Consider the following 26,385-nt stretch of genomic DNA (forward strand, 5'->3'; position numbering starts at 1 on the left):
GCAACCTCCGAATGTCTCCTCCACCCTCCTCCTAAGGTGGATTAAGCCCGAACCAGCCGTTCGGGCTTTTTTTCGTCCCATGCAAACGTCGGCGCACGGTTTGCGCGCGCCGCGATCGTCACGCCGGCTGTCGCGCGGCCGGCTGCGACGTCGCGTCGGGCGGCGTGCCGCGCGAGCCGGCATCGGTCGCCGGCGCATGGGCAGCCGATGCGTCGCCGTGGCCGCGTGCGCAGAAGTGGCGCACGCGTTCGCGCACCGCGCGCAGGCGCGCGATGCGGTCTTCGGCGTGGGCGGTTCGGGCTTCGGCGATGCGTGCATCGAGCGCCTCGAGCTTGGCTTCGCAGCCGGAGCCGGCGGCGACGGCGGGCGCCGCCGCGGCCACCAGGGCGGCCGCGAGGAAGGGCGTGAGTCGTTGTTTCATCATGCTGGTTTGTTGTTTTTCGGGTTCGGCCGGTCTGGCGCGGCAAGGTCATGTGCCGCGCGTCGATGGGTGCCGCCTCAGGCGCTCGGTTCGCCTGGCTTGTCGGGGCACGATCGAATTTTGGCCCATTTCGGCCGCCGCGAACACGGGGCGTGGATTCTCTTTGACCACGCAGCCGTATTTCCTTTATAATTCAGGGCTTTTCCGCATTCATGCCCACGGAAAAAGAACAGGGAGAGCCTGCACCGCGCCTCGAAGCGCACACAGACAAGCAGGAAGAACACATCGGGCAAAGCATTTTTTTTGGATCGATCATGAAGACGTTTTCCGCAAAAGCCCATGAGGTGACGCGCGAATGGTACGTGATTGACGCGACGGATAAGGTTCTCGGCCGTGTTGCCAGCGAAGTGGCACGCCGTCTGCGCGGCAAGCACAAGCCTGAGTTCACCCCGCACGTCGACACTGGTGATTTCATCATCATCATCAACGCGAGCAAGTTGAAGGTCACGGGCAACAAGACGCTGGACAAGAAGTACTACCGTCACTCGGGCTACCCGGGCGGTATCTATGAAACGACGTTCGGCAAGATGCAGGAACGCTTCCCGGGCCGCGCGCTCGAGAAGGCGGTCAAGGGCATGCTGCCGAAGGGCCCGCTCGGCTACGCGATGATCAAGAAGCTGAAGGTCTACGCAGAAGCGACGCATCCGCATTCGGCTCAACAGCCGAAGGCGCTCGAGATCTAAGGGGAGCCCACATGATCGGTAACTGGAACTACGGCACGGGCCGCCGCAAGAGCGCAGTCGCACGTGTCTTCATCAAGGCTGGCAAGGGCGACATCATCGTCAACGGCAAGCCCATCGCTGACTACTTCTCGCGCGAAACGTCGCTGATGATCGTGCGCCAGCCGCTGGAACTCACGAACCACGGCCAGACGTTCGACATCAAGGTCAACGTCAACGGCGGCGGCGAAACGGGTCAGGCAGGCGCAGTGCGCCACGGCATCACCCGTGCACTGATCGACTACGATGCGACGCTGAAGCCGTCGCTGTCGAACGCAGGCTTCGTCACGCGCGATGCACGTGAAGTCGAGCGTAAGAAGGTCGGTCTGCGCAAGGCACGCCGCGCGAAGCAGTTCTCGAAGCGTTAATTCCGCTTCATGGCCTCGCCGCTTTCGGGCGGCGTCCGCCGGGAAAACCGCCAGCTTTCACGCTGGCGGTTTTTTTATGCCCGCTGGTTTACCCACGCCCGGGCCGCCGTGGCGGCCGCCCGTGCAGGCACGCTTGACGAAATCGACAAGAACCTATTGATTTCATGGACATCAGCACGATCTTCTGATCGGCCCTACAATAGCGGCTAAAGCTTTTTGGAGAGTTCGAATGAACGCTGTTACCGAATCCGCAGCAACGACGACCGATATGCCGCTGCCGTTCGTCTTCACCGACGCCGCGGCCGACAAGGTCAAGCAATTGATCGACGAAGAGGGCAATCCCGACCTGAAGCTGCGCGTGTTCGTGCAGGGTGGCGGCTGCTCGGGCTTCCAGTATGGCTTCACGTTCGACGAGGAAGTCAACGAGGACGACACCGTGATGGACAAGAACGGCGTCCAGCTCCTGATCGACTCGATGAGCTACCAGTACCTGGTCGGCGCCGAGATCGACTACAAGGACGACCTCAACGGCGCCCAGTTCGTGATCAAGAACCCGAACGCGACCACCACCTGCGGGTGCGGTTCGTCGTTCTCGGTCTGAACGCACGACTGATCCGCGCCGGTTCGCCGGAATGAAAAACGGGGCTTCGTGCCCCGTTTTTTAATGCGCGCTCGTCCTGCAGCGCCCGCGACAGGCCGGGTACCGCATCAGCGCGGATAGAGCGCGCCGAGCACGCGGTTGGCGGCCGCGCCGGTGACCGTCGCGAGATTGCCGGGCTGGCGCGCGGTGAAGCGGTACGCAAGCCACGCGAACGCGAGCGCTTCGACCTGCTGCGGCGGCACGCCGAGCGCGGCCGTCGTGTCGACGGTGGCCGGCACGCCGGCCTCGCCTAGCGCGTGCCGAAGCGCGTCGAGCAGCACCGGATTGCGTGCGCCGCCGCCGCAGACGAAAACGGCCTTGCAGCCCGGTGCGTGCTGCGCGATTTCGCGCGCCACCGACACGGCGGTGAGCGCGGTGAGCGTGGCCTGTACGTCCTCCGGCGCCACCTGCGGGAATGCGGCGAGCTTCGCATCGAGCCACGCGGGATTGAACAGGTCGCGCCCGGTGCTCTTCGGCGGCGGCGCGGTGAAATACGGTTCGTCGAGCAGCGCATCGAGCAGCGCCGCGTGGATGGCGCCGCGTGCGGCGAACTTTCCGCCGTCGTCGTACGGCTTGCCCAGATGGCGGGTCGCCCATGCGTCGATCAGCGCATTCGCGGGGCCGCAGTCGAAGCCGCGCACGTCGCCGCCCGCGCCGGGCAGGATCGTGATGTTGCTGATCCCGCCGAGATTGCACACGACCCGCGTTTCGCCCGGCGCGCCGAACACCGTCGCGTGGAAGGCCGGCGCGAGCGGCGCGCCGTGGCCGCCGGCCGCCACATCGCGGCTGCGGAAATCGGCGATCACGTCGACCTGGGTCAGCTCGGCCAGCAGCGCCGGATTGTTGAGCTGGCGCGTGTAGCCGCGCTCGGGGCGGTGGCGCACCGTCTGGCCGTGCACGCCGATCGCGCGGATCTCGTCGCGCGACAGCCCGGCCGTGCGCTGCAATTCATGGCAGCACACCGCATAGCGCGCGACGAGCGCATTCGCCGCGAGCGATTCGCGGTCGATCTCGTTGTCGCCCGGCTGCTGCAGCGCGAACAGTGCGTCGCGCAGCGATTGCGCGAAGCCGACGAACGCTTCGGCGAGCACGACCGGCGCGCGGCCGGCCTCGAAACGCACGGCGACACCGTCGACGCCGTCCATGCTGGTTCCCGACATCAGCCCGAAGTAGATGCCGTCTGCCGGATCGGCATGCTGCGGCTGTCGTTGCGGCACGTTGGATTCTCCTGGATCGTGCGGCGCGGGCCGGTGCCGCGCGCCTTGCGCCCGATTATCCGCGCAACGCGACGCGTCGTTAAGCGATGCGCGCGCAAGTTATGGGAAAATCCCTGTTTTTGCGACATTCTTCCTGGCACCGATGAGCACCGAACCCAGTTCCAAGCCCGTTTTCCCGATCACCGACGAAGTCCGGCATGCGCTCGCCGTCACGAAGCGCGGCGTCGACGAGCTGCTGATCGAGGAAGAGTTCGCGCAGAAGCTCGCGCGCAGCGCCGCCACCGGCACGCCGCTGCGCATCAAGCTCGGCCTCGACCCGACCGCACCGGACATCCACATCGGCCATACGGTCGTGCTGAACAAGATGCGGCAGTTGCAGGACCTCGGTCACACGGTGATCTTCCTGATCGGCGATTTCACGTCGCTGATCGGCGATCCGTCGGGCCGCAACGCGACGCGCCCGCCGCTCACGCGCGAGCAGATCGAATCGAACGCGAAGACCTACTTCGAGCAGGCCGCGCTCGTGCTCGATCGCGACAAGACCGAGATCCGCTACAACAGCGAATGGTCGATGCCGCTCGGCGCGGACGGGATGATCAAGCTCGCGTCGCGCTACACGGTCGCGCGGATTCTCGAGCGCGAGGATTTCACGAAGCGCTTCCAGGGCGGCGTGCCGATCTCGATCCACGAATTCCTGTACCCGCTGATGCAGGGCTACGATTCGGTCGCGCTGAACGCCGATCTCGAGCTCGGCGGCACCGACCAGAAGTTCAACCTGCTGGTCGGCCGCGAACTGCAGAAGCAGTACGGCCAGGAACAGCAGTGCATTTTGACGATGCCGCTGCTCGAAGGCCTCGACGGCGTCGAGAAGATGTCGAAGTCGAAGGGCAACTACGTCGGCATCAGCGAGAAGCCGACCGACATGTTCGGCAAGCTGATGAGCATCTCGGACACGCTGATGTGGCGTTACTTCGAGCTGCTGTCGTTCCGCAGCCTCGACGAGATCGCTGGCTTCAAGCGCGAGGCCGAAGGCGGCCGTAACCCGCGCGATTTCAAGGTGCTGCTCGCGCAGGAAATCGTCGCGCGGTTCCACTCGCAAGCCGATGCCGAGCGTGCGCTGGAAGACTTCAACCATCGCGCGAAGGGCGGCGTGCCGGACGACATTCCGTCGGTCACGCTGGCCGGCGCGCCGCTGGCGATCGGCCAGTTGCTGAAGCAGGCCGGCCTCGTGCCGTCGACGAGCGAAGCGCTGCGCAACATCGAGCAGGGCGGCGTGAAGATCGACGGCGCGACCGTGTCGGACAAGGGCCTGAAGGTCGAGGCCGGCGAGTTCGTCGTGCAGGTTGGCAAGCGCCGCTTCGCACGCGTCACGCTGACCGCATGATCGCGCTGATCCAGCGCGTGACGCGCGCCGACGTCCGCGTCGGCGGCCGCACGACGGGCGAGATCGGCGCGGGCCTGCTCGCGCTGGTCTGCGCGGAGCGCGGCGATTCCGAGGCCGCGGCCGACAAGTTGCTCGCGAAGCTGCTCGGCTACCGCGTGTTCAGCGACGCAGCCGGCAAGATGAACCTGCCGGTGTCGAACATCGACGGCGAAGGCCGCGCGGGCGGGCTGCTGCTCGTGTCGCAGTTCACGCTGGCGGCCGATACCAACAGCGGGCTGCGTCCGAGCTTCACGCCGGCCGCGCCGCCCGACGAAGGCGCGCGGCTGTTCGACTATTTCGTCGCGGCCGCGCGGGCGCGCCATCCCGTCGTCGAGACGGGCGAGTTCGGCGCCGACATGCAGGTGTCGCTCGTCAACGACGGCCCCGTGACGTTCTGGCTGCAAGTGCGGCCCTGATTCTTTCCCGGAGGCGCGCCGCGATGGCCACCACGCAGATTCTTTTCATCCGCCATGGCGAGACGGCCTGGAACCGCATCAAGCGCATCCAGGGGCATATCGACATCCCGCTGGCCGACACGGGCCTCGCACAGGCGCAGCGGCTGGCGGCGCGGCTCGCGCGCGAGGCCCGCGACGGCGCGCGGATCGACGCGGTGTATTCGAGCGACCTGATGCGCGCGCAACAGACCGCCCAACCGTTCGCCGATGCGCTCGGGCTGCCGCTGCTGCTGCGCGAAGGGTTGCGCGAGCGCTCGTACGGCGCGTTCCAGGGGCACGACAGCACCGAGATCGAGGCGCTGTTTCCGGACGCGTATGCGGTGTGGCAGACGCGTGATCCGGGTTTCGCGCCGGAGGGCGGCGAGTCGCAGCGTGCGTTCTATCACCGCGTGCTGCATGCGCTCGAACCGATCGTCGCCGCGCATCCGGGCGGCCGGATCGCATGCGTTGCGCATGGTGGCGTGCTCGATTGCGTGTATCGCTTCGCGAACGGGATCGAGCTGTCGGCGCCGCGCAACTATCAACTGCTCAACACCAGCATCAACGTCGTCGATTACGTCGATGGTCGCGCGCAGGTCGTGCGGTGGGCCGACGTGTCGCATCTCGAAGCCGCGAGCGACGATGACGACGGGTACCGCAAGGTGCTCTGAGCACGCCAATCGCGTCCGGCCTGGCCGGCTCCCGGGGTCGTGCTTTCTTCCGGCGTGACCCTTACTGCGGCAGCCCGTGACGCGTCTTGTAGTCGAGCGCGTACGCGATCTTGCCGGGCTTGTCGGCCGTGATCGGCTGGCGCAGCTTGTCGAATTCCCCCTTGCTGTATTTCTTCCCGCCGTTGATCGCATCGGCGCGCCCGAGCTCGGCGCCCGTCTTGCCGTCGATCACCGGGTCCGTGGCCGCGACCATCCGCGCAGACGCATTCCAGACCGCATTCAGGTAGCCCGTGTCGGCCTTCGCCGGATCGGGAACGGTCGTGCCGCCGCGCGTCAGGTCGTAGCTCGCCAGCGCGAACGCGCCCGGCTGCGCCCGCAGCCAGTCTGCCCAGTAGAACTCGAGGTAGTCGGTTGCTTGTGCGGGTTTGCTGTAGCCGATGTCGCGCGTGAAATAGACGAGCGACCGGTAGCGGTCGTTCGTCATCCCGAGCGTCAGGCCGAGGCCGCTCGGCAGTTGCGCGGTCGCGATCGGCTTGCCTTCGCCGTCCTTCAGGCGCAGATAGCCGCGGCTTTGCATCTGCTGCCAGAACGCGTCGCCCGAGTAGTCGCCGAGGTTGTCCTTGACGACGACGTGCACGTGCAGCGCCGGGCCGCCGTCGGGCGTCTCGTAGTAAGTCGACAGGCCGTGGTGGCCGTCGGTCAGGTACAGCGTATCGCCGTTCGGGCCGATCACGACGGGGTTCAGCACCGAGCGGTCGCGGGCGGTCGCGTCGGTCGTCGCGCACGTGTAGCTCGCCGGATCGCGCAGCGACGATCGGGTCGTGTAACCGCCCGATGCGATGCCGCCGAGGCCCTCGTCCGCGCAGAAGTCGTCGAACTTCTTGTCGGGCTGCAGTTCGTAGCGGCCGAGCTTGTAGTAAATCTGGTCGTAGCCGATCGCGCCCTGCGTCGGATGGAGATCGCCTAGCGTCACGTCGAGCAGATCGCCGGCGCGGGCGGCTTTCCACTTGCCCGCTTGCGGCGTGGTGGTTGCGGGCGGCGTGGGAGCCGGCGTCGTCGTGCCGCCGGACGGCAGTTGCGCATCCGTGCGTGCGACGGCGGCGACATCGTCGCCTCCGCACGCGGCGAGGGCGAGGACGCCGGACAGGCTGGCGGCAAGGGCGAGACGGATCGGCAGGCGTGGCATCACGGGCATCGGGTGTCGTAGCGGGTAGGCGGAACTCCGCGCGGGCCACCGGCGTGCGTGACGAGCCGGACGTGCGACCGTGCGCGGGTGCGAGCGTGTCAGCTTGCCACAGGTATTTGACGGTAAATTGAAATGATCCGAAGAAACGGATCGTCAGCCAGGCGGGGCGCCGTCCGACGGGGCGGCCGTCGCGCGGCGGCGCGCACGCTTCGACGCGCCGTTGACGAGCGCCCAGCGCAGCACGGGCGCGACCGCGCGTATGCCGGGCCGGACCAGCGCGCGCCGCACCGGCGCGAACGCCGACACGCCGAGCATGCGCTGCGCCCACGGCGGCAGCAGGTCGATTCCGGCATGCATCACCAGCGACGCGGCAGGCCGCAGCGCCGGCTTCGCGACCGGCACATTCAGCAGGATGGACATCACGTCGAACGTGCGCGGCCCGGCTTCGAGTTCGGGCAGCATGCGCGCGAGATAGGCCGCCACCTCGGCGCGCGAACGCGGCACCGCTTGGGCGCCCAGCAGCTCGGCGATCAGCGCCGTCTCCGCGTAATAGCGGTCCTGCAGTTCGCCCGGCAGCGCCGGATTCACGTAACGCAGATGCGCGGCGAGGAAGCTCGACACTTCCGCGACATGCACCCAGGTCAGCAGCGCGGGATCGTCGGCGCGGTACGGCCGGCCGTCCGGCGCGTTGCCCGAGATGTGCGCGTGGATCGCCTTCACGCGCTCGATCAGCGCGAGCGCGTCCGCGCGGCTGCCGAACGTCGTCCCCGTGATGAACGTGGCGGTGCGCCGCAGACGGCCGAGGATATCGGTGCGGAACGACGAATGATCCCAGACGCCCGCGAGCGCGAGCGGGTGGAGCGCCTGCAGCAGCAGCGCGGCGATGCCGCCTGTCATCATCGACGTGAAATCGGCATGCACGCGCCAGCAGACGGCGTCGGGGCCGAACAGCCCGGGGTCGCCGGGCGGTGAAGAGAGATCGATCGACGGGCCGCCGCCACCCACCGTCAGGTGCGTGATGCCGGCCACGAGCCGCTTGCGGATCGGCTCGGCCCAGCGCGGGCCCGGCGCGGGTGCGGTGGGGTGGTGGCTGGGCGGCGTCGTCATGGCGGGTGCGACTCGGGCGACGGACTACTTCCCGTCCGGAGTATCCCACTCGTCGCGTTCGGTGCGGCGGGCCTCGGGCACCGACAGCCCGAAGTGGCGATACGTGAGCAGCGTCGCGACGCGCCCGCGCGGCGTGCGCTGCAGGAAGCCCTGCTGGATCAGGTACGGTTCGAGCACGTCCTCGATCGTGTCGCGCTCCTCGCCGATTGCCGCCGCGAGGTTGTCGATGCCGACCGGGCCGCCGTCGAACTTGTACAGGATCGCTTCGAGCAGCTTGCGGTCCATCAGGTCGAAGCCGACCGGATCGACGTCGAGCATCGCAAGTGCGGCATCGGCGACGGCCGCGGTGATCTGGCCGTCGGCCTTCACTTCCGCGAAGTCGCGCACGCGGCGCAGGAGCCGGTTGGCGATCCGCGGCGTGCCGCGCGAGCGCTTCGCGATTTCCAGCGCGCCGTTCGGATCGATCTGCGCATTGAGCAGCGACGCCGAGCGCCGCACGATGCGCGACAGTTGATCGGCGTCGTAGAACTCGAGGCGCGCGACGATCCCGAAACGATCGCGCAGCGGGTTGGTCAGCATCCCCGCGCGAGTGGTCGCGCCGACCAGCGTGAACGGCTGCAGGTCGAGCTTCACGCTGCGCGCGGCCGGGCCTTCGCCGATCATGATGTCGATCTGGTAATCCTCGAGCGCCGGATACAGGATCTCCTCGACGACCGGCGACAGCCGGTGGATTTCGTCGATGAACAGCACGTCGTTCGCCTCGAGGTTCGTGAGCAACGCGGCGAGATCGCCCGCGCGCTCGAGCACGGGCCCCGACGTCTGGCGCAGGTTCACGCCCATCTCGCGCGCGATGATGTGGGCGAGCGTCGTCTTGCCGAGCCCCGGCGGCCCGAACAGCAGCACGTGGTCGAGCGGCTCGGAGCGGCGTTTCGCGGCTTCGATGAAGATCTCGAGCTGGCCGCGGACCTTTTCCTGGCCGACGTAGTCGTCGAGCTGGCGCGGCCGCAGCGCCCGTTCGAACACCTCCTCGTGCGACGAGGCGGGCGTGGCGGCGATGATCCGCTGCTCGGTGGCGAGTTTGTCGGTTTCAATCATGCGGCCATTGTACCGCGCGACGGAGCCCGGGCCACCTGGCCGAACGGCCGACTGGCGCGCGCCGCGCGGCGGCGCGACACTGGCTTCGACGGCCGGATCGACCGCGCGTTACGCCTTCGACAACGCCTTCAGCGCGAGCTTGATGCCTTCGGACACGCCGGTGCCGGCCGGCACGTTCTTGATCGCGGCAAGGCCTTCCTTCTCGGAGTAGCCGAGCGCCAGCAGCGCGTTGAGGATGTCGGTCGCGTGGTCGGACGGCGAAGCCGCGCCGGCGAGCGCGCCGAGGTCGGCGCCGAGCTTGCCCTTCAGCTCGAGCAGCAGGCGCTCGGCCGTCTTCTTGCCGATGCCGGGCAGGCGCGTGAGGCGTGCGGCGTCCTGCATCGTCACGGCCTGTGCGAGCTCCTGGACGCTCATGCCGGACAGCACGGCGAGCGCCATGCGCGCGCCGATGCCGGTGATCTTCAGCAGCTCGCGGAAGGTCGTGCGTTCCTGCGGCGTCAGGAAGCCGTACAGCAGGTGCGCGTCTTCGCGGACGATCTGCTGCGTGAGCAGCACGATGCGTTCGCCCGTTTGCGGCAGGTTGTAGAAGGTGCTCATCGGCACGTCGATTTCATAGCCGACGCCGTTGCAGTCGACGAGCAGATGAGGCGGGTTCTTTTCGAGCAGGATGCCGGCGATGCGACCGATCATGGAGGACGGGATGCGAGGAAGAAAGCGCGAGTGTAGCGCACGCGCGGCGCGATGCCGATGGGCGCGGCCGTCAGGCCGAAGCGGCGCGTGTCGCGGGCATGTCGGGCGTGGGTGAAACGATCGAGGCGGCCAACGCAGCCCGCGGAGTCGAGCCGACGCGCGCGGCCGCGGTGCGCGGCAGCGTCAGCCGACCAGCCTGCCGCGCCGCACGCGCAGCCCTTTCTGCGCGAGCGCCGGCGCGAGCCCGCCCAGCGTGCTGAGCGTGTTGCCGCCGTGCGCGTGGCAGATCGCCATGCCGAGCGCGTCGGCGGCGTCCGAGCCCGGCTGGCCGGACAGGTTGAGCAGCCGCGTGACCATGTCCTGCATCTGCGTCTTGGTCGCGCGGCCGTAGCCGACCACGGCCTGCTTGAGCTGCAGCGCCGTGTATTCGGCGACCGGCAGCCCGCCCGCGACGAGCCCGCAGATCGCGGCGCCGCGTGCCTGGCCGAGCAGCAGCGTCGACTGCGGGTTCACGTTGACGAACACCTTTTCGATCGCGGCCTGGTCGGGCGCGTGTTCGCGCACGATCGTCGAGATGCCCTGGAAGATCGTGCCGAGCCGGGTGGCCAGGTCGGCCGTCGGCGTGCGGATCACGCCGCTCGTGACATAGGCGAGCCGGTGGCCGCTGACGTCGATGACGCCGAAGCCGGTGACGCGCAGGCCGGGGTCGATGCCGAGAATTCGCATGAGTGAGGAGAGTGGCGTGATGCAGCGATACTACAACGAATGGGGCGGCAAGCCGGTCGCGCGGTCGCGCGCGAAGGCGCCGCGCAATAAAAAACCCGGCGGAGGTGATGCCGCCGGGTTCCGGTGCAGCGGCCGCGCGCGGGCCGCATGCGGCGATCAGTGACGGAAGTGGCGCACGCCCGTCAGGATCATCGCGATGTTGTGCTCGTCGGCTGCCGCGATCACTTCGTCGTCGCGCATCGAGCCGCCCGGCTGGATCACGCAGGTCGCGCCGGCCGCCACGACCACGTCGAGGCCGTCGCGGAACGGGAAGAACGCATCCGACGCGACGGCCGAGCCGGCGAGCGTCAGCCCCGCGTTCTGCGCCTTGATGCTCGCGATACGGGCGGAATCGACGCGGCTCATCTGGCCGGCCCCGACGCCGAGCGTCATGCCGTTGCCGCAGAACACGATCGCGTTCGACTTCACGTACTTCGCGACGCGCCATGCGAACAGCAGGTCGTCCATTTCCTTCGGCGTCGGGTGGCGCTTCGTGACGACGCGCAGCTCGTGCGGCTGCACGTTCTTCGAATCGAGCGACTGCACGAGCAGGCCGCCGCCCACGCGCTTCAGGTCGAATGCGTTGTGGCCGTCGCCGAGTGCGATTTCCAGCAGGCGCACGTTCTGCTTCGCGGCGAACACCTGCTTCGCGGCGTCGGAGAACGACGGCGCGATCAGCACTTCGACGAACTGCTTCGCCACCGCTTGCGCGGCCGCTTCGTCGACTTCGCGGTTGAACGCGATGATGCCGCCGAATGCGGAGGTCGGGTCGGTCTGGAATGCCTTCGCGTACGCGTCGGCCGAGTCGTTGCCAACCGCGACGCCGCACGGGTTCGCATGCTTGATGATCACGCAGGCCGGCGCGTCGAACGTCTTCACGCATTCCCACGCCGCGTCCGAATCCGCGATGTTGTTGTACGACAGTTCCTTGCCCTGCAGCTGGCGGTAGTTCGCCAGCGCGCCGGCCGGCGCCGCGAGGTCGCGGTAGAACGCCGCGCTCTGGTGCGGGTTCTCGCCGTAGCGCAGGTCCTGCACCTTGTCGAACGCCAGGTTCAGCGTGGCCGGGTACGTGTTGCGCGATGCGTGCTTCAGCTCGTCGGTCAGGCTGGTCAGGTAGTTCGTGATCGCGCCGTCGTATTGCGCGGTGTGCGCGAACACCTTCGTCGCGAGACGGAAGTTGGTCGGGTAGCCGACGGTGTTGCCGTTCGCCTTCATTTCATCGAGCACGACCGCGTAGTCGGCCGGGTCGACCACGACCGTCACGTCGCGGTGGTTCTTCGCGGCCGAGCGCAGCATCGTCGGGCCGCCGATGTCGATGTTCTCGATCGCGTCGGCGAGCGTGCAGTCGTCCTTCGCGATCGTCGCGACGAACGGATACAGGTTCACGACGAGCAGGTCGATCGTCGGGATGCCGTGCTGCTCCAGCGCCTGCATGTGCTCGGGCAGGTCGCGGCGGGCGAGGATGCCGCCGTGCACTTTCGGGTGCAGCGTCTTCACGCGCCCATCGAGCATTTCCGGGAAGCCCGTGTAATCGGCCACTTCGGTCACGGGCAGGCCGGCGTCGGCGAGGAGTTTCGCGGTGCCGCCCGTCGACAGCAGCTTGACGCCGAGGTCGGACAGCGACTTCGCGAAGTCGACGATGCCGGTCTTGTCGGAAACGGAAATGAGCGCTTGCTTGATCATGATGGAACCACCAATAGCCAGGGAAACGGGGACGGGGCGGCCGCCTACAGCAGGCCGTGCTGCTGCAGCTTCTTGCGCAGCGTATTGCGATTGATGCCGAGGTACTCGGCGGCGAGCGACTGGTTGCCGCCGGCCTGTACGAGCACGACCTCGAGCATCGGCTTTTCGACGCAGGACATCACCATTTCATAGACGTCGTGCGGATTGGAGCCGTCTAGATCCCGGAAATACACGTCCAGGCTCTCGCGGACACATTGTTCGATGTTGTGCTTGCTCATGCTGCTAACTGGTTATGGTCGTCCGGCTCGCCCGGGCCGTTTTCCGCTTCGTCATCGACGTAGACGAGGTGGTCCGACAGCGCTTTTTGCGCCTCGAAGAATGCATTGACGGCGGCGAGCTGCTCGCGGGTGGAATCGAGCGTGTTCATTCGGTGCCGGAACCCGTTGGCACCGGAAAGGCCGCGAGTGTACCAGCCGATGTGCTTGCGCGCAGTACGGACGCCGGTGAATTCGCCATAGAAAGCGTAGTGGTCTTCCAGGTGTTCGTTCATCACGTGCTGGATCTCGTCGATCCGCGGCGGGGGCAGCAGCTCGCCGGTTTGCAGGAAATGATCGATTTCGCGGAACAGCCACGGCCGGCCTTGCGCGGCGCGACCGATCATCAGCGCGTCGGCGCCGGTTGCGTCGAGCACGGCCTTCGCCTTGGCGGGCGACGTGATGTCGCCGTTCGCGACGACCGGAATCCGCACGGCCGCCTTCACGGCCGCGATGGTGTCGTACTCGGCGTCGCCGCGGTACAGGTCGGCGCGCGTGCGGCCATGCACGGTGAGCATCGAGATGCCGGCCGCTTCGGCCAGGCGCGCGACCGTGATCGCGTTCTTGTGCTCGCGGTCCCAGCCGGTGCGGATCTTCAGCGTGACGGGCACCGCATCGGGCCCGGTGCCGACCGCCGCCACGACGGCCTCGACGATCCGCTGCACGAGCGGCTCGTTCTGCAGCAGCGCGGAGCCGGCCGCGACGTTGCAGACCTTCTTTGCCGGGCAGCCCATGTTGATGTCGATGATCTGCGCGCCGTTGTCGACGTTGTAGCGGGCCGCTTCGGCCATCATCGCCGGATCGGCGCCGGCGATCTGAACCGCGATCGGCTCGACCTCGCCTTCGTGGTTCGCGCGCCGCATCGTCTTCGCGCTCTTCCACAGCTGCGCGTTGGACGCGACCATCTCGGACACCGCGTAACCGGCCCCCAGCCGCTTGCACAGCTGGCGGAACGGACGATCCGTCACCCCGGCCATCGGGGCGACGAACAGGTTGTTACGCAATACGTGAGGGCCGATAACGGGCATCGCAATGGCGCCGCCCGCGACACGCGCGGGCAGGGGAAGGGAAGGCGGAAAACGGGCATTTTACCGTATTCCCATGCCCCGCCGATTTGACCCGGTTTGCCTGGTGTGCCCGGAGGGGCCGTACGGTGCGCCGCGTGTCAGTTGCGCTGGCCGAACATCATCTGGCGAGCGATCGCCTTCTTGAGCGGCGGCACGAATTCGAGCGCGGTGAGCGCCGCGCCGCGCAGCAGCGGAAGCGGGCCCGAGTCGATCGTAAACAGGCGCGCCAGCGTGTCGGTCGCGCCGATCGTGAGGCGCCGGTCGAGCGCGCGGCGCGCGTTGAAGGTCGCGAGCGCGGTCGCTTCGAAGCCTTGCGCGGAGAGTGCATCGACGAGCGTATGCGCATCGCGCAGCCCGAGGTTGAGCCCCTGGCCCGCGACCGGATGCAGCGTTTGCGCGGCGTTGCCGACGATCGCGATGCGGCCGCTCACGAGCGTTTGCGCCGCGCTCAGCCCGAGCGGGAACGACGCCCGCCCCGCGATCGCGACGAACCGGCCCATCCGCTCGCCGAATGCCGCGCCGAGCTCGCGCAGGAACGCGTCGTCGGGCAGCGCCGCGCGGCGTGCGGCCTCGTCGGGCGTACAGCACCACACGAGCGAGTAGTCGGCCTGACGCGGCCCGCCGAGCGGCAGCAGCGCGAGCGGGCCTTCGTGCGTGAAGCGCTCCCACGCGACGTTCGGGCGCGGTGCCGATACCGTGACCGTCCCCACGATCGCGGTCTGCCCGTAATCGCGGCGATGCTTGCCCGTATCGGCGTGCCGTTCATGAAACAGCCCGCCTTCGGCATTGATGACAATGCGCGCGCGCAGCGTGCGTTCGCCCTGAGGGCCGTCGAGCGTCAGCGTGACGCCGTCGGCGTCCTGCCGCGGCGTGCGTGCGGTGGTCGACGTGAGCCAGTCGACCCGCGTGCCGCGCACGGCGCCCGCGAGCGCCTGCACGATCGAGCCGTAACGCACGACGTAGCCGAGCGCGGCGAGCGCGTGTTCGTCGCGGTCGATCAGCGTGCGGCCGAAATGGCCGCGTTGCGACACGTGGATATGTTCGATCGGCGTGGCGTCGGCCGGCCACGCGAGCGTGTCGAGCAGCACGCGGCTGCCGTGCGATACGGCGATCGCGCGCGGGTCGTTCGCGCTCGCGGCAGGTTCGCGCGCGTCGATCAGCGCGATCGACGCATGCTGGGTCGCGCTGCGGCGTGCGAGCCAGCCGGCGAGCGCGAGTCCGACGGGGCCCGCGCCGACGATGGCGAGGTCGTAATCCGGCGTGGCCGGCGAGGAAGCGGTCGTCATCTTGATTCGTGAAACGGAGGTAACGGTCGGCGGCCGGTCATGCGTCCGCGCGCATCAGCGCCTCGATTTCGTCGGCCGCGACCGGCACGCCGCGCGTGATCAGCTCGCAGCCGTGCTCGCGCACGATCGCGTCGTCCTCGATGCGGATGCCGATGTTCCAGTACTCGGGCGGCACGTCGTCGGCCGCGCGCACGTACAGGCCGGGCTCGACGGTGAGCGTCATGCCCGGCTTCAGCGTGCGCCACGGCAGCGCGCCGTTCGCGTCGCGCGCGGCGAGCCGCTCGCGATAGTCGCCGCAGTCGTGCACGTCCATCCCGAGCCAGTGGCCGGTGCGGTGCATGTAGAAGCGCGTGTATGCGCGCTCGGCGATCACGTCGTCGACGTTCGAGAAGCGCGTTTTCGGGATGATGCCGGTATCGAGCAGCCCCTGCGCGAGCACGCGTACGGCCGCATCGTGCGGCGCCTCGAACGGCACGCCCGCGCGCGTCGCGTCGATCGCGGCCTGCTGCGCGGCGAGCACGATGTCGTACAGCGTGCGCTGCGCGGGCGAGAAGCGGCCGTTGGCCGGGAACGTGCGCGTGATGTCCGATGCATAGCCGTCGAGTTCGCAGGCGGCGTCGATCAGGATCAGGTCACCGTCCCGCGCGGCCGCGTTGCCGGCCGGGTAGTGCAGCACGCACGCATTCGCGCCGGCCGCGACGATCGACCCGTACGCGGGCGCCTGCGCGCCGTGCTTGCGGAACAGGTACAGCAGCTCGGCCTCGAGTTCGTATTCGCGGATGCCGGGGCGGCACGCCTGCATCGCGCGGCGGTGCGCGAGCGCGGAGATGTGCGCGGCGCGCATCATGATCGCGAGTTCGTGTTCGTCCTTCACGAGCCGCATGTCGTCGAGCAGCGGCGTGAGGTCGAGCAGCGCGTCCGGCGCGGCGACGCCCGTGCGTGCCTGCGCGCGCACCGCGTCGATCCAGCCGGCGAGCTGGCGCTCGAACTCGGCCGACGCGCCGAACCGGTAATGCACGGTGCCCGCATCGGCGAGCAGGCGCGGCATTTCGGTGTCGATCACGTCGACCGCGAAGGCCGCGTCGAAGCCGAACGCGTCGCGCGCGGCATCGGGCCCGTAGTGAAAGCCTTCCCAGATTTCGCGGTCGACGTTCTTGGCGCGGCAGAACAGGATCGATTCCGGCGCGCCGTGCGGCGCGGCCGCGTTCAGCACAAGCACGGCATCCGGCTCGGTGAAACCCGTCAGGTAATGGAAGTAGCTGTCGAACCGGTACGGGTAGGCCGTGTCGCGGTTGCGCAGCATTTCCGGCGCGGTGGGGACGATGGCGACGCCGCCGCCCGCGGCACGCAGTGCGGCAAGCACGCGTTCACGGCGCTGGCGGTAGACGTCGACGGCGATGGCGGTATCGAGGGGCGCGTTCATTCGTGCGATTGTAGCGCCGCGCGCCGCGGTGCGTGAGTGTGGGGCCGGAAGCCGCGCCGGCCGGGCCGCGCGTGGCGGCTGTTGCAAACCATCCACAGGCCGGACGGCCGATTTTCTACCCGGCCGCGCGGGCCGGTTATGATCGGCGACAACGTATACTCGCGGCGGTTCCCTTAAAAAGGCAGATGATGAAATTAATCGGTTCGCTCAGCAGCCCGTACGTCCGAAAGGCGCGGATCGTGCTTGCCGAAAAGAAGATCGACTACAAGCTGGAGCTCGAGAACGTGTGGGCGCCGGATACGAACATTCACGCGTCGAATCCGCTCGGCAAGGTCCCGTGCCTCGTGATGGAGGATGGCGCCGCGGTGTTCGATTCCCGCGTGATCTGCGAATACGTCGATACGCTGTCGCCGGTCGGCAAGCTGATTCCGCCGTCGGGCCGCGAGCGCGTCGAAGTGCGCTGCTGGGAGGCACTGGGCGACGGCGTGCTCGACGCGGCCGTCGCGATCCGTCTCGAACACACGCTGCGCGACGAAGCGCAGCGCAGCGCGAGCTGGATCGCGCGCCAGCAGCGCAAGATCGACGACGCGCTCGTCGCGATGTCGCAGGGTCTCGGCGGCAAGACGTGGTGCGTCGGCAATCATTACACGCTCGCCGACATCGCACTCGGCTGCGCGCTCGGCTATCTCGACTTCCGGATGCCCGAGCTCAACTGGCGCGATCGCCACCCGAACCTCGACAAGCACTTCGTGAAGCTGCAACAGCGACCGTCGTTCGCCGATACGCTGCCGCAGAACTGAGCCGCGGCCCGGCCTTCACGCATTCGCCAGACGAAAGAAAAGCAAAAGCGCCCCGCGGGGCGCTTTTGCTTTTGCGGCGCGGGCCGGCCGCCGTCGCAACGGGGTTGCCGTGCGCTTTACTCGATCGACGCGTACACGGCTTCGCCGAGCGTGAACGAATCGCTGCGCGCGATCGGCCACCACTTGTCGTACAGCGAGAAGCCGCAGGTCTGGCCGTCGAGCAGCGCACCGGGTTTCAGGTATTTCAGCAGTTGCGACATCAGCCGCACTTCGTGCGGCGCGACCCGCTGCACGATATGGTGCGCGCGCAGCTCGGACGGATGCGCGAGGCCGGCCGCCTGCACGAGTTCCTGCAGCGCATGCAGCGTATTGCGGTGGAAGTTGTACACGCGCTCGGCCTTGTCGGGCACGACGAGCGCCCGCTGGCGCACCGGGTCCTGCGTCGCGACGCCGGTCGGGCAGCGGTCGGTATGGCAGTGCTGCGCCTGGATGCAGCCGACCGCGAACATGAAGCCGCGCGCCGAGTTCACCCAGTCCGCGCCGATCGCGAGCGTGCGCGCGATGTCGAACGCGGTGATGATCTTGCCGCTCGCGCCGATCTTCACGCGGTCGCGCACGCCGATCCCGACGAGCGTGTTGTGCACGAGCAGCAGTCCTTCCTGCAGCGGCACGCCGACGTGGTCGGTGAATTCGAGCGGCGCCGCGCCCGTGCCGCCTTCCGCGCCGTCGACGACGATGAAGTCGGGCACGATGCCCGTCTCGAGCATCGCTTTCGCGATCCCGAAGAATTCCCACGGATGGCCGATGCACAGCTTGAAGCCGGTCGGCTTGCCGCCGGACAGCGTGCGCAGCCGTTCGACGAATTCGAGCAGCCCGCGCGGCGTCGAGAATTCCGAGTGCGTCGCGGGCGAGATGCAGTCCTTGCCCATCGGCACGCCGCGCGTCTCCGCGATTTCCGGCGTGATCTTCGCGGCCGGCAGCACGCCGCCGTGGCCGGGCTTCGCGCCTTGCGACAGCTTCACCTCGATCATCTTGACCTGCGGATCGGCGGCCTGCTTCGCGAACTTGTCCGGGTTGAAGGTGCCGTCGTCGTTGCGGCAGCCGAAGTAGCCGGACGCGATTTCCCAGATGATGTCGCCGCCGTTCTCGCGGTGGTACTTCGACAGCGAGCCTTCGCCGGTGTCGTGCGCGAACCCGCCTTTCTTCGCGCCGAGGTTCAGCGAGCGGATCGCGTTCGCGGACAGCGAGCCGAAGCTCATCGCCGAGATGTTGAAGATCGAAATGTCGTACGGCTGCGCGCGATTCGCGCCGACGCGGATACGGAAATCGTGGTTCGGCAGCTTCGTCGGCGCGAGCGAATGGCTGATCCATTCGTGCGCGACGGCCTTCACGTTCAGTTCGGTGCCGTACGGGCGGTTGTCGGCGACGTTCTTCGCGCGCTGGTAGACGAGGCTGCGCTGCGCGCGCGAGAACGGTTTTTCGTCGGTGTCGTCCTCGACGAAGTACTGGCGGATTTCAGGCCGGATGAATTCGAACAGGAAGCGGAAGTGGCCCCACAGCGGGTAGTTCCGCAGGATCGCGTGGCGATCCTGGTTCAGGTCGTACAGGCCGAGTGCGACGAGGGCGATGGGGATGACGATCCACAGCCAGGAAAGGAGGTGGACCGACGCGAGTGCGGCCGCGGCGACGAGCAGCAGGACGGCGCACCACATCGCGAGGTAGCGTCTGGAAAGCATGGGGGACTCCGTAAGAATCTTGAGATACCGCCATGCGTACGCTGCGAAGGCGGCGCGCCGGCCGCGACGGAATCGTGTTCCGCCGGGCGCGGCGTGCCGCAAGTCTAAACCGAATGGGTGTCAGCGTGCTTCGGCGAGCGCCGGCGCGTGGGCCGCCGCCGCAGCCTGACCGGGCTGGCCGGTCGCCGCGGATTCGATGATGCCGCCGCCCAGACAGATCTCGCCGTCGTACAGCACGGCCGACTGGCCGGGCGTGACGGCCCACTGCGCATCGTCGAACGCGAGCGAGAAGCGCGCCTCGCCTGCCGGGCCGGCTGCCGCGGCGTCGATCGCGGCCCGGCCTAGCGCGGCCCGACCTGTCGCGGCTCGACCGAATACGCACGCCGCATCGGCCTGCCGGTAGCGTGTCTTCGCGCCGCACGCGAAGCCGTCCGCCGGCGGCTCGCCGGCGACCCAGCTCACGTTGCCGGCGACGAGCTCGCGCGACAGCAGCCACGGATGATCGTGGCCCTGCACGACGTACAGCGTGTTCGACGCGATGTCCTTCGCGGCGACGAACCACGGCTCGCCGCTGCCGCTCTTGCTGCCGCCGAGCCCGATGCCCTTGCGCTGGCCGAACGTGTAGAACGCGAGGCCGATGTGCTCGCCGACCACCTTGCCGTCGGGCGTCTTCATCGGGCCGGGCTTCGTCGGAAGATAACGGTTCAGGAAATCGCGGAACGGCCGTTCGCCGATGAAGCAGATGCCGGTCGAATCCTTCTTCTTCGCATTCGGCAACCCGATCTGCGCGGCGATCTCGCGCACCTTCGTCTTCGGGATCTCGCCAAGCGGGAACATCGTCTTCGACAGCTGCGCCTGGTTCAGCCGATGCAGGAAGTACGACTGGTCCTTCGTGTGATCGAACGCCTTCAGCAGTTCGAAACGCCCGTCGCGTTCGCGCACGCGCGCATAGTGGCCGGTCGCGATCATTTCCGCGTCGAGCGACATCGCGTGGTCGAGGAACGCCTTGAACTTGATCTCGGCGTTGCACAGCACGTCGGGGTTCGGCGTGCGGCCGGCCGAGTATTCGCGCAGGAATTCGGCGAACACGCGATCCTTGTATTCCGCCGCGAAGTTGACGGCTTCCACGTCGATGCCGATCAGGTCGGCCACCGACACGACGTCGATCCAGTCCTGGCGCGTCGAGCAGTACTCGCCGTCGTCGTCGTCTTCCCAGTTCTTCATGAACAGGCCGACCACGTCGTAGCCCTGTTCCTTCAGCAGCCACGCGGTCACCGACGAATCGACGCCGCCCGACATGCCCACCACTACACGGCGCTTGCTCATTTGCCGACCGCCTGACGTTCGAATGCCTCGGGGCGCGGGGCGACCGAGTGCGTGTGTACGAAATCGAGCGGAATACGCCGCCCGGCGAGATAGTCGTCGACGCAGCGCATCACCGCGGGCGAACGATGGCGCTCGCTGCAGGCGCGCAGCTCGTCGGCCGTCATCCACAGCGTGCGGACGATGCCGTCGTCGAGCACGTGGCCCGCGACCGGTTCGCCGGCCGTGCCGCAGAACGTGAAGCGCAGGTAGGTCGCGCCGGCGCTGCCGGGGCGGTCGTAGTGCGCGAGATAGACGCCGACGAGTGCGTCGGGCGTGAACGGGTGCGCGGTTTCCTCCAGCGTTTCGCGGATCACCGCGTCGGCCAGCGTTTCGCCGGCTTCGAGGTGACCGGCCGGCTGATTGATGCGCAGGCCCGTCGAGGTTTCTTCCTCGATCACGAGAAAGCGGCCGGCGCGCTCGACGAGCGCGGCGACCGTCACATGCGGGGTCCAGATTTCGGGTTTCATGGTTCGGCATTTTACCGGTTGCGCCCGAACGCTGCCGGCCGTTCCGTTAGACGAATCCGACCCTTTCGGATTCGTCGGCCCCGGCAGGACATGGCGGCGCGGATCAAACCGACGTCGCATTCGAGCACGATCGTGCGGAAAGTGCTGGCGGGGCCATCGCTTTCGGTTAAAGTGCAGCGTGAACGCCGTTGCTCGTGAGCCGGTAAGTCAGCCTGTCCGGCTCGTTGCGCAGTAAAAAGATCGCAAGAAAAGAAATACTGACAATGACTGGAGGAACTGACGATGCATATTGGAGTGCCTGCTGAAACGCGGGCCAACGAGGCGCGTGTGGCCGCGACGCCGGAAACCGTGAAGAAATACGCGGCGGCCGGCCATCGGGTCAGTATCGCGAAAGGGGCCGGCACCGCGGCCAGCTATCCCGACGAAGCCTATGCGGCCGCCGGCGCCGAATTGACCGACCAGTCGGCCGCTTTCGACGCCGACATCGTGTTGAAGGTCCAGGCGCCCACCGACGCCGAACTGCCGTCGCTCAAGCGCGGCACCGTGCTGGTCGGCATGCTCGAGCCGTTCAATGGCGAGCAGGCGGCGAAACTCGCCGCGGCCGGCGTGACCGGCTTCGCACTCGAGGCCGCGCCGCGCACGACGCGCGCGCAGAGTCTCGACGTGCTGTCGTCGCAGGCGAACATCGCCGGCTACAAGGCCGTGCTGGTGGCCGCGTCGCTGTATCCGCGCTTCATGCCGATGCTGATGACGGCCGCGGGTACCGTGAAGGCGGCGCGCGTGCTGATTCTCGGCGCGGGCGTCGCGGGCCTGCAGGCGATCGCGACCGCGAAGCGGCTCGGCGCCGTGATCGAGGCGTCCGACGTGCGGCCGGCCGTGAAGGAGCAGATCGAGTCGCTCGGCGCGAAATTCCTCGACGTTCCGTTCGAAACCGACGAAGAGCGCGAAGCCGCGCAGGGTGTCGGCGGCTATGCGCGCCCGATGCCGCCGTCGTGGCTCGGCCGCCAGGCCGCGCTCGTGCACGAGCGCGCGAAGCAGGCCGACATCGTGATCACCACCGCGCTGATTCCGGGGCGCCCGGCGCCGACGTTGATCTCGGTGGAGACCGTGCAGTCGATGAAGCCCGGCGCGGTGCTCGTCGATCTCGCGGCCGGCCGCGGCCCGGAATTCGACGGCCGCAAGGGCGGCAACTGCCCGCTGACCGTCGCCGACCAGGTGATCGTGCACAACGGCGTGACGATCGCCGGCTACACGAACCTCGCGTCGATGGTCGCGTCGGACGCGTCGGCGCTGTACGCGCGCAACCTGCTCGATTTCATGAAGCTGATCGTCACGAAGGAAGGCACGCTGAACATCGACCTGACCGACGACATCGTCGCCGCGACGCTGCTGTGCCGCGACGGCGAAGTCACGCGCAAATAACGGAGGAGACCATGGAAGTCATCAATCACACGGTGATCAACGTGATCATCTTCGTGCTGGCGGTGTACGTCGGCTACCACGTCGTCTGGAACGTCACGCCGGCGCTGCATACGCCGCTGATGGCCGTGACCAACGCGATCTCGGCGATCGTGATCGTCGGCGCGATGCTCGCGGCGGCGCTCACCGTCGGCGCGACCGGCAAGTTCTTCGGCACGCTCGCGGTCGCGCTCGCGGCCGTCAACGTGTTCGGCGGCTTTCTCGTGACGAGGCGCATGCTCGAGATGTTCCGCAAGAAGGAGCCCAAGCGTGTCGAGGGCGGCAAGGAGGGCGCGCGATGAGCATGAACGTCGTTACGCTGCTGTACCTCGTCGCGTCGGTGTGCTTCATCCAGGCGCTGAAGGGCCTGTCGAACCCGAAGAGCGCGCGGCGCGGCAACCTGTTCGGGATGGTCGGGATGGCCATCGCGATCCTCACGACGATCGCGCTGATCGTCAAGCAGGCCGCGTGGCTCGGCGCGAACCTGCCGCTCGGCCTCGCGCTCGTGCTCGGCGCGCTGATCGTCGGCGGCGGCGTCGGGGCATTCGTCGCCGCGCGCGTCGAGATGACGAAGATGCCGGAACTCGTCGCGGCGATGCACTCGCTGATCGGTCTCGCGGCCGTGTGCATCGCGTATGCGGTGGTGTCGGAGCCGGAAGCGTTCGGGCTCGTGCCGCAGGACGCGGTGTCGTCGAGCTTCATCCCGTACGGCAACCGCGTCGAGCTGTTCATCGGCACGTTCGTCGGCGCGATCACGTTCTCCGGTTCGGTGATCGCGTTCGGCAAGCTGTCGGGCAAGTACAAGTTCCGGCTGTTCCAGGGCGCGCCGGTCGTGTACGCGGGCCAGCACCTGATCAACCTGATGCTCGCGATCGCGATGCTCGGCTTCGGCATCCTGTTCTTCATCACGCAGGCGTGGCTGCCGTTCATCATCATGACGGCGATCGCGTTCGTGCTCGGCGTGCTGATCATCATCCCGATCGGCGGCGCGGACATGCCGGTGGTCGTGTCGATGCTGAACTCGTACTCGGGCTGGGCCGCGGCCGGCATCGGCTTCTCGCTGAACAACGCGATGCTGATCATCGCCGGTTCGCTGGTCGGCTCGTCGGGCGCGATCCTGTCGTACATCATGTGCCATGCGATGAACCGCTCGTTCTTCAACGTGATCCTCGGCGGGTTCGGCGGCGAAGCGGCGGCCGGCGGCGCGGGTGGCGCGCAGGAGCAGCGGCCGGTGAAGTCGGGCTCGGCCGACGACGCGGCGTTCATGCTCGGCAACGCGGAATCGGTCGTGATCGTGCCGGGTTACGGGCTCGCCGTCGCCCGTGCGCAGCACGCGCTGAAGGAGCTGACCGACAAGCTGGTCGAGAAGGGCATCGACGTGAAGTACGCGATCCACCCGGTCGCCGGGCGGATGCCGGGGCACATGAACGTGCTGCTCGCGGAAGCGGAAGTGCCGTACGAGATCGTGCACGAGATGGAGGACATCAACGGCGAATTCGGCCAGGTGGACGTGGTGCTCGTGCTCGGCGCGAACGACGTCGTGAACCCGGCCGCGAAGAACGATCCGAAATCGCCGATCGCGGGGATGCCGATCATCGAGGCGTACAAGGCGCGCACGGTGATCGTCAACAAGCGCTCGATGGCGGCCGGCTACGCGGGCCTCGACAACGACCTGTTCTACATGGACAAGACGATGATGGTGTTCGGCGATGCGAAGAAGGTCATCGAGGACATGGTGAAGGCCGTCGAGTGACGACAGGGCAGCGCGCCGGCTGCGTTCATGACGGAGCGAATGCGGTCGTGCGCATGCCATGACATGTGCAATGCAGGGGGCGCACGTATTGGCCCCCGCCGCGCAGCGCTAGCGCGCTTTTGTCAGCCGATCGGAAAGCGCGTCGAGTTCCCGACTGTGGAAGAGGTCGATGCACTTCATCGTATTGAACGACGCTGGAATCGATCCGCTGTATTGTCGTTCGACATACCGTTGCGTGAGCGCGCGGAGCGCGTCGCAGGCCTCGATTGGCTGATCGCTGAATTCCAGATAGGCGCTTGCGGTGGCATTGGCGTCGTCACGATCGCGGGTATCGTGCGCGATCCCGGCCAGGCAAACGCTGAGTGCCCAGTTCTTCAGCAACGTTTTTTGCGAATGCTGTTCGACAGCATGGCGAGCATCGGGGGGCCGCGACCGTGGCTTGGGGTGCGGCCGTGACGGGGCCGATTGCGAGAGCCATCGCGAGCGCGAGCAGCGGGTCTTGCAGCGCAATACCCATATCGATGCGGTTTCCGGAATCCGTGTCCCGACTTCATCGACTGAAACTTTGACTCTCATGAAGGCGTGCCATCCACTGGAGAATGGCGGTCTCGACATGTTGTTAATCCAATCGGAATTGACTGAGAGGCGCGAGCCGATTCCTCAAATCCTCAGGATCATGGGCGGATCGTGCCGTGAAAAAATCGACAAGCAAGCTCGATTGTGCGCAGTGTGCTGACGATCCAGAAAATGGACGTGTATGAAAAATCTCGCCGGTTTCGTTGATTGTGCGACGAACGGTTCCGTCCGACCGCTTCGTTCCAAGAAGCGGTCGGTACGGAAATTCGAATGAAAACGAGAGAGAGATTCGAAAGTGACGGCGCCGATTTTCCCGGCGCCGTTTTCCATTCCGCGACCGCCCGATGCGTCACTTCATCGGCGCTTCCGCGATCCGCATGTAGTCGGCGATCCGCCGGCCTTCCATGTCCGGAAACTGCTCGTGCACGGTGATGTCGCCCATCCGCGCGATGTCGAAGGTGCGGAAATCGCCGCGCAGTTCGCACCACGCGCCGATCGTCCAGCGCCCGCCCCAGTAGACGAGCCCGAGTGGCCATACGCGGCGCTGCGAATGCGCGCCGAGCCGGTCGCGATAGGCGAAGCTGACGATGTGGCGCGTGTCGATCGCCTGGTGGATCGCGTCGACCTTCGCGCAAAACGTCTCGTCGATGTGGAACGACGGCGCGAACACGGGCAGCCGGTCGAGCGCCGTGCGCTTGTCGGCCGGCATCGCCGACGCGATCTTCGCGAGCGCCGAGCGCGCGCCGCTCGCGAAGCGCGCACCGCCCCAGGTTTCGAGCATCCGCGCGCCGGTGGCGAGCGCCGCCAGCTCCTCGGCCGTGAACGTGAGCGGCGGCAGGCTCGCGTTGCGGTTCAGCCGGTAACCGATGCCGGCTTCGCCTTCGATCGGCACCCCTGACAGTTGCAGGTCGCGCACGTCGCGATAGACCGTGCGCGGCGACACCGACAGCCAGTCGGCCAGTTGCTGCGCGGTCGTGAGACGACGCCCGCGCAGCAGCTCGGCGATCTGGAACAGACGGTCGGCACGGCGGGTCATGACGGCACCTCGATTCCTCTGGCTACGGGGACTTCGCGATGATAGCGCCGCGCCGGCCCGCTGACCGCTGCGCTCAGTGGCATTTCGGCGCGTGCAGGCCGACGCGGTTGCCTTCCGTGTCGATCAGGTAGCCGACGTAGCCGTAGTTGTTCGGCAGCTCGACGACCGAGCCCTGCACGACGCCGCCCGCGCGCTTCGCGCGTTCGAGCGCGGCGACGACCGATTCGCCGGCGTTCAGGTAGACGAGCACGCCGTTCGCGCTCGGCTTGATCTGCTGCGGATCGAACACGATGCTGCCGCCCGTGCTCGACGCTTCGTGATCGAACATCGCCATCGGCACGCCGCCGATGACCTCGCGCTGCAACGTGGTTTGCAGCACGGTTTCGTAGAAGCGGATCGCACGGTCGAAATCGAGGGACGGAATGTCGAACCACGCGATCGCGCGTTCCAGGGTTGCGGTTGCAGTTGCGGACGTCATGACGAGCTCCTTGTTGTTCGGGTTGTTCTGGACGGAAACCAGCCTTGCATTGCGCCGGGATTGCAGTGTGAGCGGGGGCTCCTGACAGCGTGCTGTCAGTAGTGATGGCGGTGCTGACAAAAGGGCCCCGTCGACCGCATCGGCGGC

General features: G+C 67.5%; 29 protein-coding genes. 11 read left to right on the forward strand and 18 right to left on the reverse strand.

The window, feature by feature from the left end; genetic code table 11:
- Positions 1 to 118 precede the first annotated feature (118 nt).
- On the reverse strand, positions 119 to 424 hold the full coding sequence (locus LGN10_RS18550; RefSeq protein ID WP_059581090.1) for a DUF1090 family protein: 306 nt from the start codon (positions 422 to 424) through the stop codon (positions 119 to 121).
- 311 nt (positions 425 to 735) lie between these two features.
- On the opposite strand from LGN10_RS18550, the gene rplM reads away from it, so the two are divergent.
- Genes rplM through erpA form a run of 4 tightly spaced genes read left to right on the forward strand, consistent with a single transcriptional unit; the run spans position 736 to position 2,169 of the window.
- On the forward strand, positions 736 to 1,164 hold the full coding sequence (gene rplM / locus LGN10_RS18555) for a 50S ribosomal protein L13 (RefSeq protein ID WP_009687896.1): 429 nt from the start codon (positions 736 to 738) through the stop codon (positions 1,162 to 1,164).
- 11 nt (positions 1,165 to 1,175) lie between these two features.
- The gene (rpsI, locus tag LGN10_RS18560; protein WP_011883283.1) at positions 1,176 to 1,568 is read left to right on the forward strand and encodes a 30S ribosomal protein S9; all 393 of its coding nucleotides are present in this window, start codon (positions 1,176 to 1,178) and stop codon (positions 1,566 to 1,568) included.
- Positions 1,569 to 1,577: 9 nt separating this feature from the next.
- Positions 1,578 to 1,778 (forward strand): hypothetical protein, encoded by a 201-nt coding sequence (locus LGN10_RS18565; RefSeq protein WP_185723027.1) that lies wholly within the window; start codon positions 1,578 to 1,580, stop codon positions 1,776 to 1,778.
- A gap of 19 nt (positions 1,779 to 1,797) precedes the next feature.
- Complete coding sequence (gene erpA, locus LGN10_RS18570) at positions 1,798 to 2,169, forward strand: iron-sulfur cluster insertion protein ErpA (protein ID WP_034187117.1); 372 nt, start codon at positions 1,798 to 1,800, stop codon at positions 2,167 to 2,169.
- A gap of 107 nt (positions 2,170 to 2,276) precedes the next feature.
- Here the strand turns inward: erpA and LGN10_RS18575 are convergent, their stop codons facing one another.
- Positions 2,277 to 3,425: an anhydro-N-acetylmuramic acid kinase gene (locus LGN10_RS18575; protein WP_089464541.1), complete on the reverse strand. Its 1,149-nt coding sequence runs from the start codon at positions 3,423 to 3,425 to the stop codon at positions 2,277 to 2,279.
- A gap of 142 nt (positions 3,426 to 3,567) precedes the next feature.
- On the opposite strand from LGN10_RS18575, the gene tyrS reads away from it, so the two are divergent.
- Genes tyrS through LGN10_RS18590 form a run of 3 tightly spaced genes read left to right on the forward strand, consistent with a single transcriptional unit; the run spans position 3,568 to position 5,953 of the window.
- Complete coding sequence (gene tyrS / locus LGN10_RS18580) at positions 3,568 to 4,809, forward strand: tyrosine--tRNA ligase (protein WP_059581097.1); 1,242 nt, start codon at positions 3,568 to 3,570, stop codon at positions 4,807 to 4,809.
- A complete protein-coding gene (gene dtd, locus LGN10_RS18585) occupies positions 4,806 to 5,264 on the forward strand; it encodes a D-aminoacyl-tRNA deacylase (RefSeq protein WP_226224541.1) in 459 nt (152 codons plus the stop codon). The genes tyrS and dtd overlap by 4 nt, the downstream gene beginning before the upstream one ends.
- Before the next feature lie 23 nt (positions 5,265 to 5,287).
- Complete coding sequence (locus LGN10_RS18590; protein ID WP_226224542.1) at positions 5,288 to 5,953, forward strand: histidine phosphatase family protein; 666 nt, start codon at positions 5,288 to 5,290, stop codon at positions 5,951 to 5,953.
- Positions 5,954 to 6,014: 61 nt separating this feature from the next.
- Here LGN10_RS18590 and LGN10_RS18595 read toward each other — a convergent pair whose 3' ends face one another.
- The 10 genes from LGN10_RS18595 to LGN10_RS18640 form a co-directional block, all read right to left on the reverse strand.
- Positions 6,015 to 7,139, reverse strand: coding sequence for a ParB/Srx family N-terminal domain-containing protein (locus tag LGN10_RS18595; protein ID WP_226224556.1), 1,125 nt, complete (start codon positions 7,137 to 7,139; stop codon positions 6,015 to 6,017).
- Between the two features lie 153 nt (positions 7,140 to 7,292).
- Entirely contained in the window at positions 7,293 to 8,246 is a 954-nt protein-coding gene (locus LGN10_RS18600) for an oxygenase MpaB family protein (RefSeq protein WP_059638138.1), read from the reverse strand.
- Between the two features lie 24 nt (positions 8,247 to 8,270).
- Positions 8,271 to 9,341 (reverse strand): Holliday junction branch migration DNA helicase RuvB, encoded by a 1,071-nt coding sequence (gene ruvB / locus LGN10_RS18605; protein ID WP_059581103.1) that lies wholly within the window; start codon positions 9,339 to 9,341, stop codon positions 8,271 to 8,273.
- 108 nt (positions 9,342 to 9,449) lie between these two features.
- The gene (gene ruvA, locus LGN10_RS18610) at positions 9,450 to 10,031 is read right to left on the reverse strand and encodes a Holliday junction branch migration protein RuvA (RefSeq protein ID WP_031402135.1); all 582 of its coding nucleotides are present in this window, start codon (positions 10,029 to 10,031) and stop codon (positions 9,450 to 9,452) included.
- Between the two features lie 183 nt (positions 10,032 to 10,214).
- Positions 10,215 to 10,757 (reverse strand): crossover junction endodeoxyribonuclease RuvC, encoded by a 543-nt coding sequence (gene ruvC, locus LGN10_RS18615; protein ID WP_059638140.1) that lies wholly within the window; start codon positions 10,755 to 10,757, stop codon positions 10,215 to 10,217.
- Between the two features lie 156 nt (positions 10,758 to 10,913).
- A complete protein-coding gene (purH, locus tag LGN10_RS18620) occupies positions 10,914 to 12,479 on the reverse strand; it encodes a bifunctional phosphoribosylaminoimidazolecarboxamide formyltransferase/IMP cyclohydrolase (RefSeq protein WP_089464543.1) in 1,566 nt (521 codons plus the stop codon).
- 44 nt (positions 12,480 to 12,523) lie between these two features.
- On the reverse strand, positions 12,524 to 12,757 hold the full coding sequence (locus LGN10_RS18625; protein ID WP_006476892.1) for a Fis family transcriptional regulator: 234 nt from the start codon (positions 12,755 to 12,757) through the stop codon (positions 12,524 to 12,526).
- A complete protein-coding gene (dusB, locus tag LGN10_RS18630; protein WP_060312656.1) occupies positions 12,754 to 13,821 on the reverse strand; it encodes a tRNA dihydrouridine synthase DusB in 1,068 nt (355 codons plus the stop codon). Before dusB ends, LGN10_RS18625 begins: the two co-directional genes overlap by 4 nt.
- 137 nt (positions 13,822 to 13,958) lie before the next feature.
- The gene (locus LGN10_RS18635; protein ID WP_089464545.1) at positions 13,959 to 15,146 is read right to left on the reverse strand and encodes a UbiH/UbiF/VisC/COQ6 family ubiquinone biosynthesis hydroxylase; all 1,188 of its coding nucleotides are present in this window, start codon (positions 15,144 to 15,146) and stop codon (positions 13,959 to 13,961) included.
- Positions 15,147 to 15,183: 37 nt separating this feature from the next.
- Positions 15,184 to 16,569, reverse strand: coding sequence for an aminopeptidase P N-terminal domain-containing protein (locus LGN10_RS18640; protein ID WP_124861594.1), 1,386 nt, complete (start codon positions 16,567 to 16,569; stop codon positions 15,184 to 15,186).
- Positions 16,570 to 16,757: 188 nt separating this feature from the next.
- Here LGN10_RS18640 and LGN10_RS18645 point away from each other — a divergent pair, with 188 nt between their 5' ends.
- A complete protein-coding gene (locus LGN10_RS18645; protein ID WP_060313532.1) occupies positions 16,758 to 17,369 on the forward strand; it encodes a glutathione S-transferase family protein in 612 nt (203 codons plus the stop codon).
- Positions 17,370 to 17,485: 116 nt separating this feature from the next.
- On the opposite strand, the gene LGN10_RS18650 is transcribed toward LGN10_RS18645, so the two are convergent.
- The 3 genes from LGN10_RS18650 to LGN10_RS18660 form a co-directional block, all read right to left on the reverse strand.
- On the reverse strand, positions 17,486 to 19,105 hold the full coding sequence (locus LGN10_RS18650) for an FMN-binding glutamate synthase family protein (protein ID WP_059581124.1): 1,620 nt from the start codon (positions 19,103 to 19,105) through the stop codon (positions 17,486 to 17,488).
- 120 nt (positions 19,106 to 19,225) lie between these two features.
- On the reverse strand, positions 19,226 to 20,431 hold the full coding sequence (gene mnmA / locus LGN10_RS18655) for a tRNA 2-thiouridine(34) synthase MnmA (protein ID WP_059581128.1): 1,206 nt from the start codon (positions 20,429 to 20,431) through the stop codon (positions 19,226 to 19,228).
- Complete coding sequence (locus LGN10_RS18660) at positions 20,428 to 20,937, reverse strand: NUDIX hydrolase (protein WP_059501004.1); 510 nt, start codon at positions 20,935 to 20,937, stop codon at positions 20,428 to 20,430. Before LGN10_RS18660 ends, mnmA begins: the two co-directional genes overlap by 4 nt.
- Before the next feature lie 282 nt (positions 20,938 to 21,219).
- Between LGN10_RS18660 and LGN10_RS18665 the strand changes: the two genes are divergently transcribed.
- From LGN10_RS18665 to LGN10_RS18675, 3 genes are read left to right on the forward strand one after another with little or no spacing between them, the layout of a single operon-like run.
- Positions 21,220 to 22,359 carry a Re/Si-specific NAD(P)(+) transhydrogenase subunit alpha gene (locus LGN10_RS18665; protein WP_059638152.1) on the forward strand — a complete coding sequence of 380 codons (1,140 nt, stop codon included), beginning with the start codon at positions 21,220 to 21,222 and terminating at the stop codon, positions 22,357 to 22,359.
- An 11-nt stretch (positions 22,360 to 22,370) separates the two neighbouring features.
- Positions 22,371 to 22,697 (forward strand): NAD(P) transhydrogenase subunit alpha, encoded by a 327-nt coding sequence (locus LGN10_RS18670; RefSeq protein WP_006476884.1) that lies wholly within the window; start codon positions 22,371 to 22,373, stop codon positions 22,695 to 22,697.
- Complete coding sequence (locus LGN10_RS18675) at positions 22,694 to 24,148, forward strand: NAD(P)(+) transhydrogenase (Re/Si-specific) subunit beta (RefSeq protein WP_059581136.1); 1,455 nt, start codon at positions 22,694 to 22,696, stop codon at positions 24,146 to 24,148. The genes LGN10_RS18670 and LGN10_RS18675 overlap by 4 nt, the downstream gene beginning before the upstream one ends.
- 108 nt (positions 24,149 to 24,256) lie before the next feature.
- On the opposite strand, the gene LGN10_RS18680 is transcribed toward LGN10_RS18675, so the two are convergent.
- The 3 genes from LGN10_RS18680 to LGN10_RS18690 all read right to left on the reverse strand — a co-directional run bounded on the left by LGN10_RS18680 (position 24,257) and on the right by LGN10_RS18690 (position 26,238).
- Positions 24,257 to 24,529, reverse strand: coding sequence for a T6SS amidase immunity protein Tai4 family protein (locus LGN10_RS18680; protein WP_226224543.1), 273 nt, complete (start codon positions 24,527 to 24,529; stop codon positions 24,257 to 24,259).
- Positions 24,530 to 25,073: 544 nt separating this feature from the next.
- Positions 25,074 to 25,760, reverse strand: a complete 687-nt coding sequence (locus tag LGN10_RS18685; RefSeq protein ID WP_059581139.1) for a helix-turn-helix transcriptional regulator — start codon at positions 25,758 to 25,760, stop codon at positions 25,074 to 25,076.
- Positions 25,761 to 25,833: 73 nt separating this feature from the next.
- Positions 25,834 to 26,238 (reverse strand): VOC family protein, encoded by a 405-nt coding sequence (locus LGN10_RS18690; RefSeq protein ID WP_104012433.1) that lies wholly within the window; start codon positions 26,236 to 26,238, stop codon positions 25,834 to 25,836.
- Positions 26,239 to 26,385 lie beyond the last annotated feature (147 nt).

It is taken from the genome of Burkholderia sp. AU32262 (assembly GCF_020419985.1).
Classification (GTDB): Bacteria; Pseudomonadota; Gammaproteobacteria; order Burkholderiales; family Burkholderiaceae; genus Burkholderia; species Burkholderia semiarida.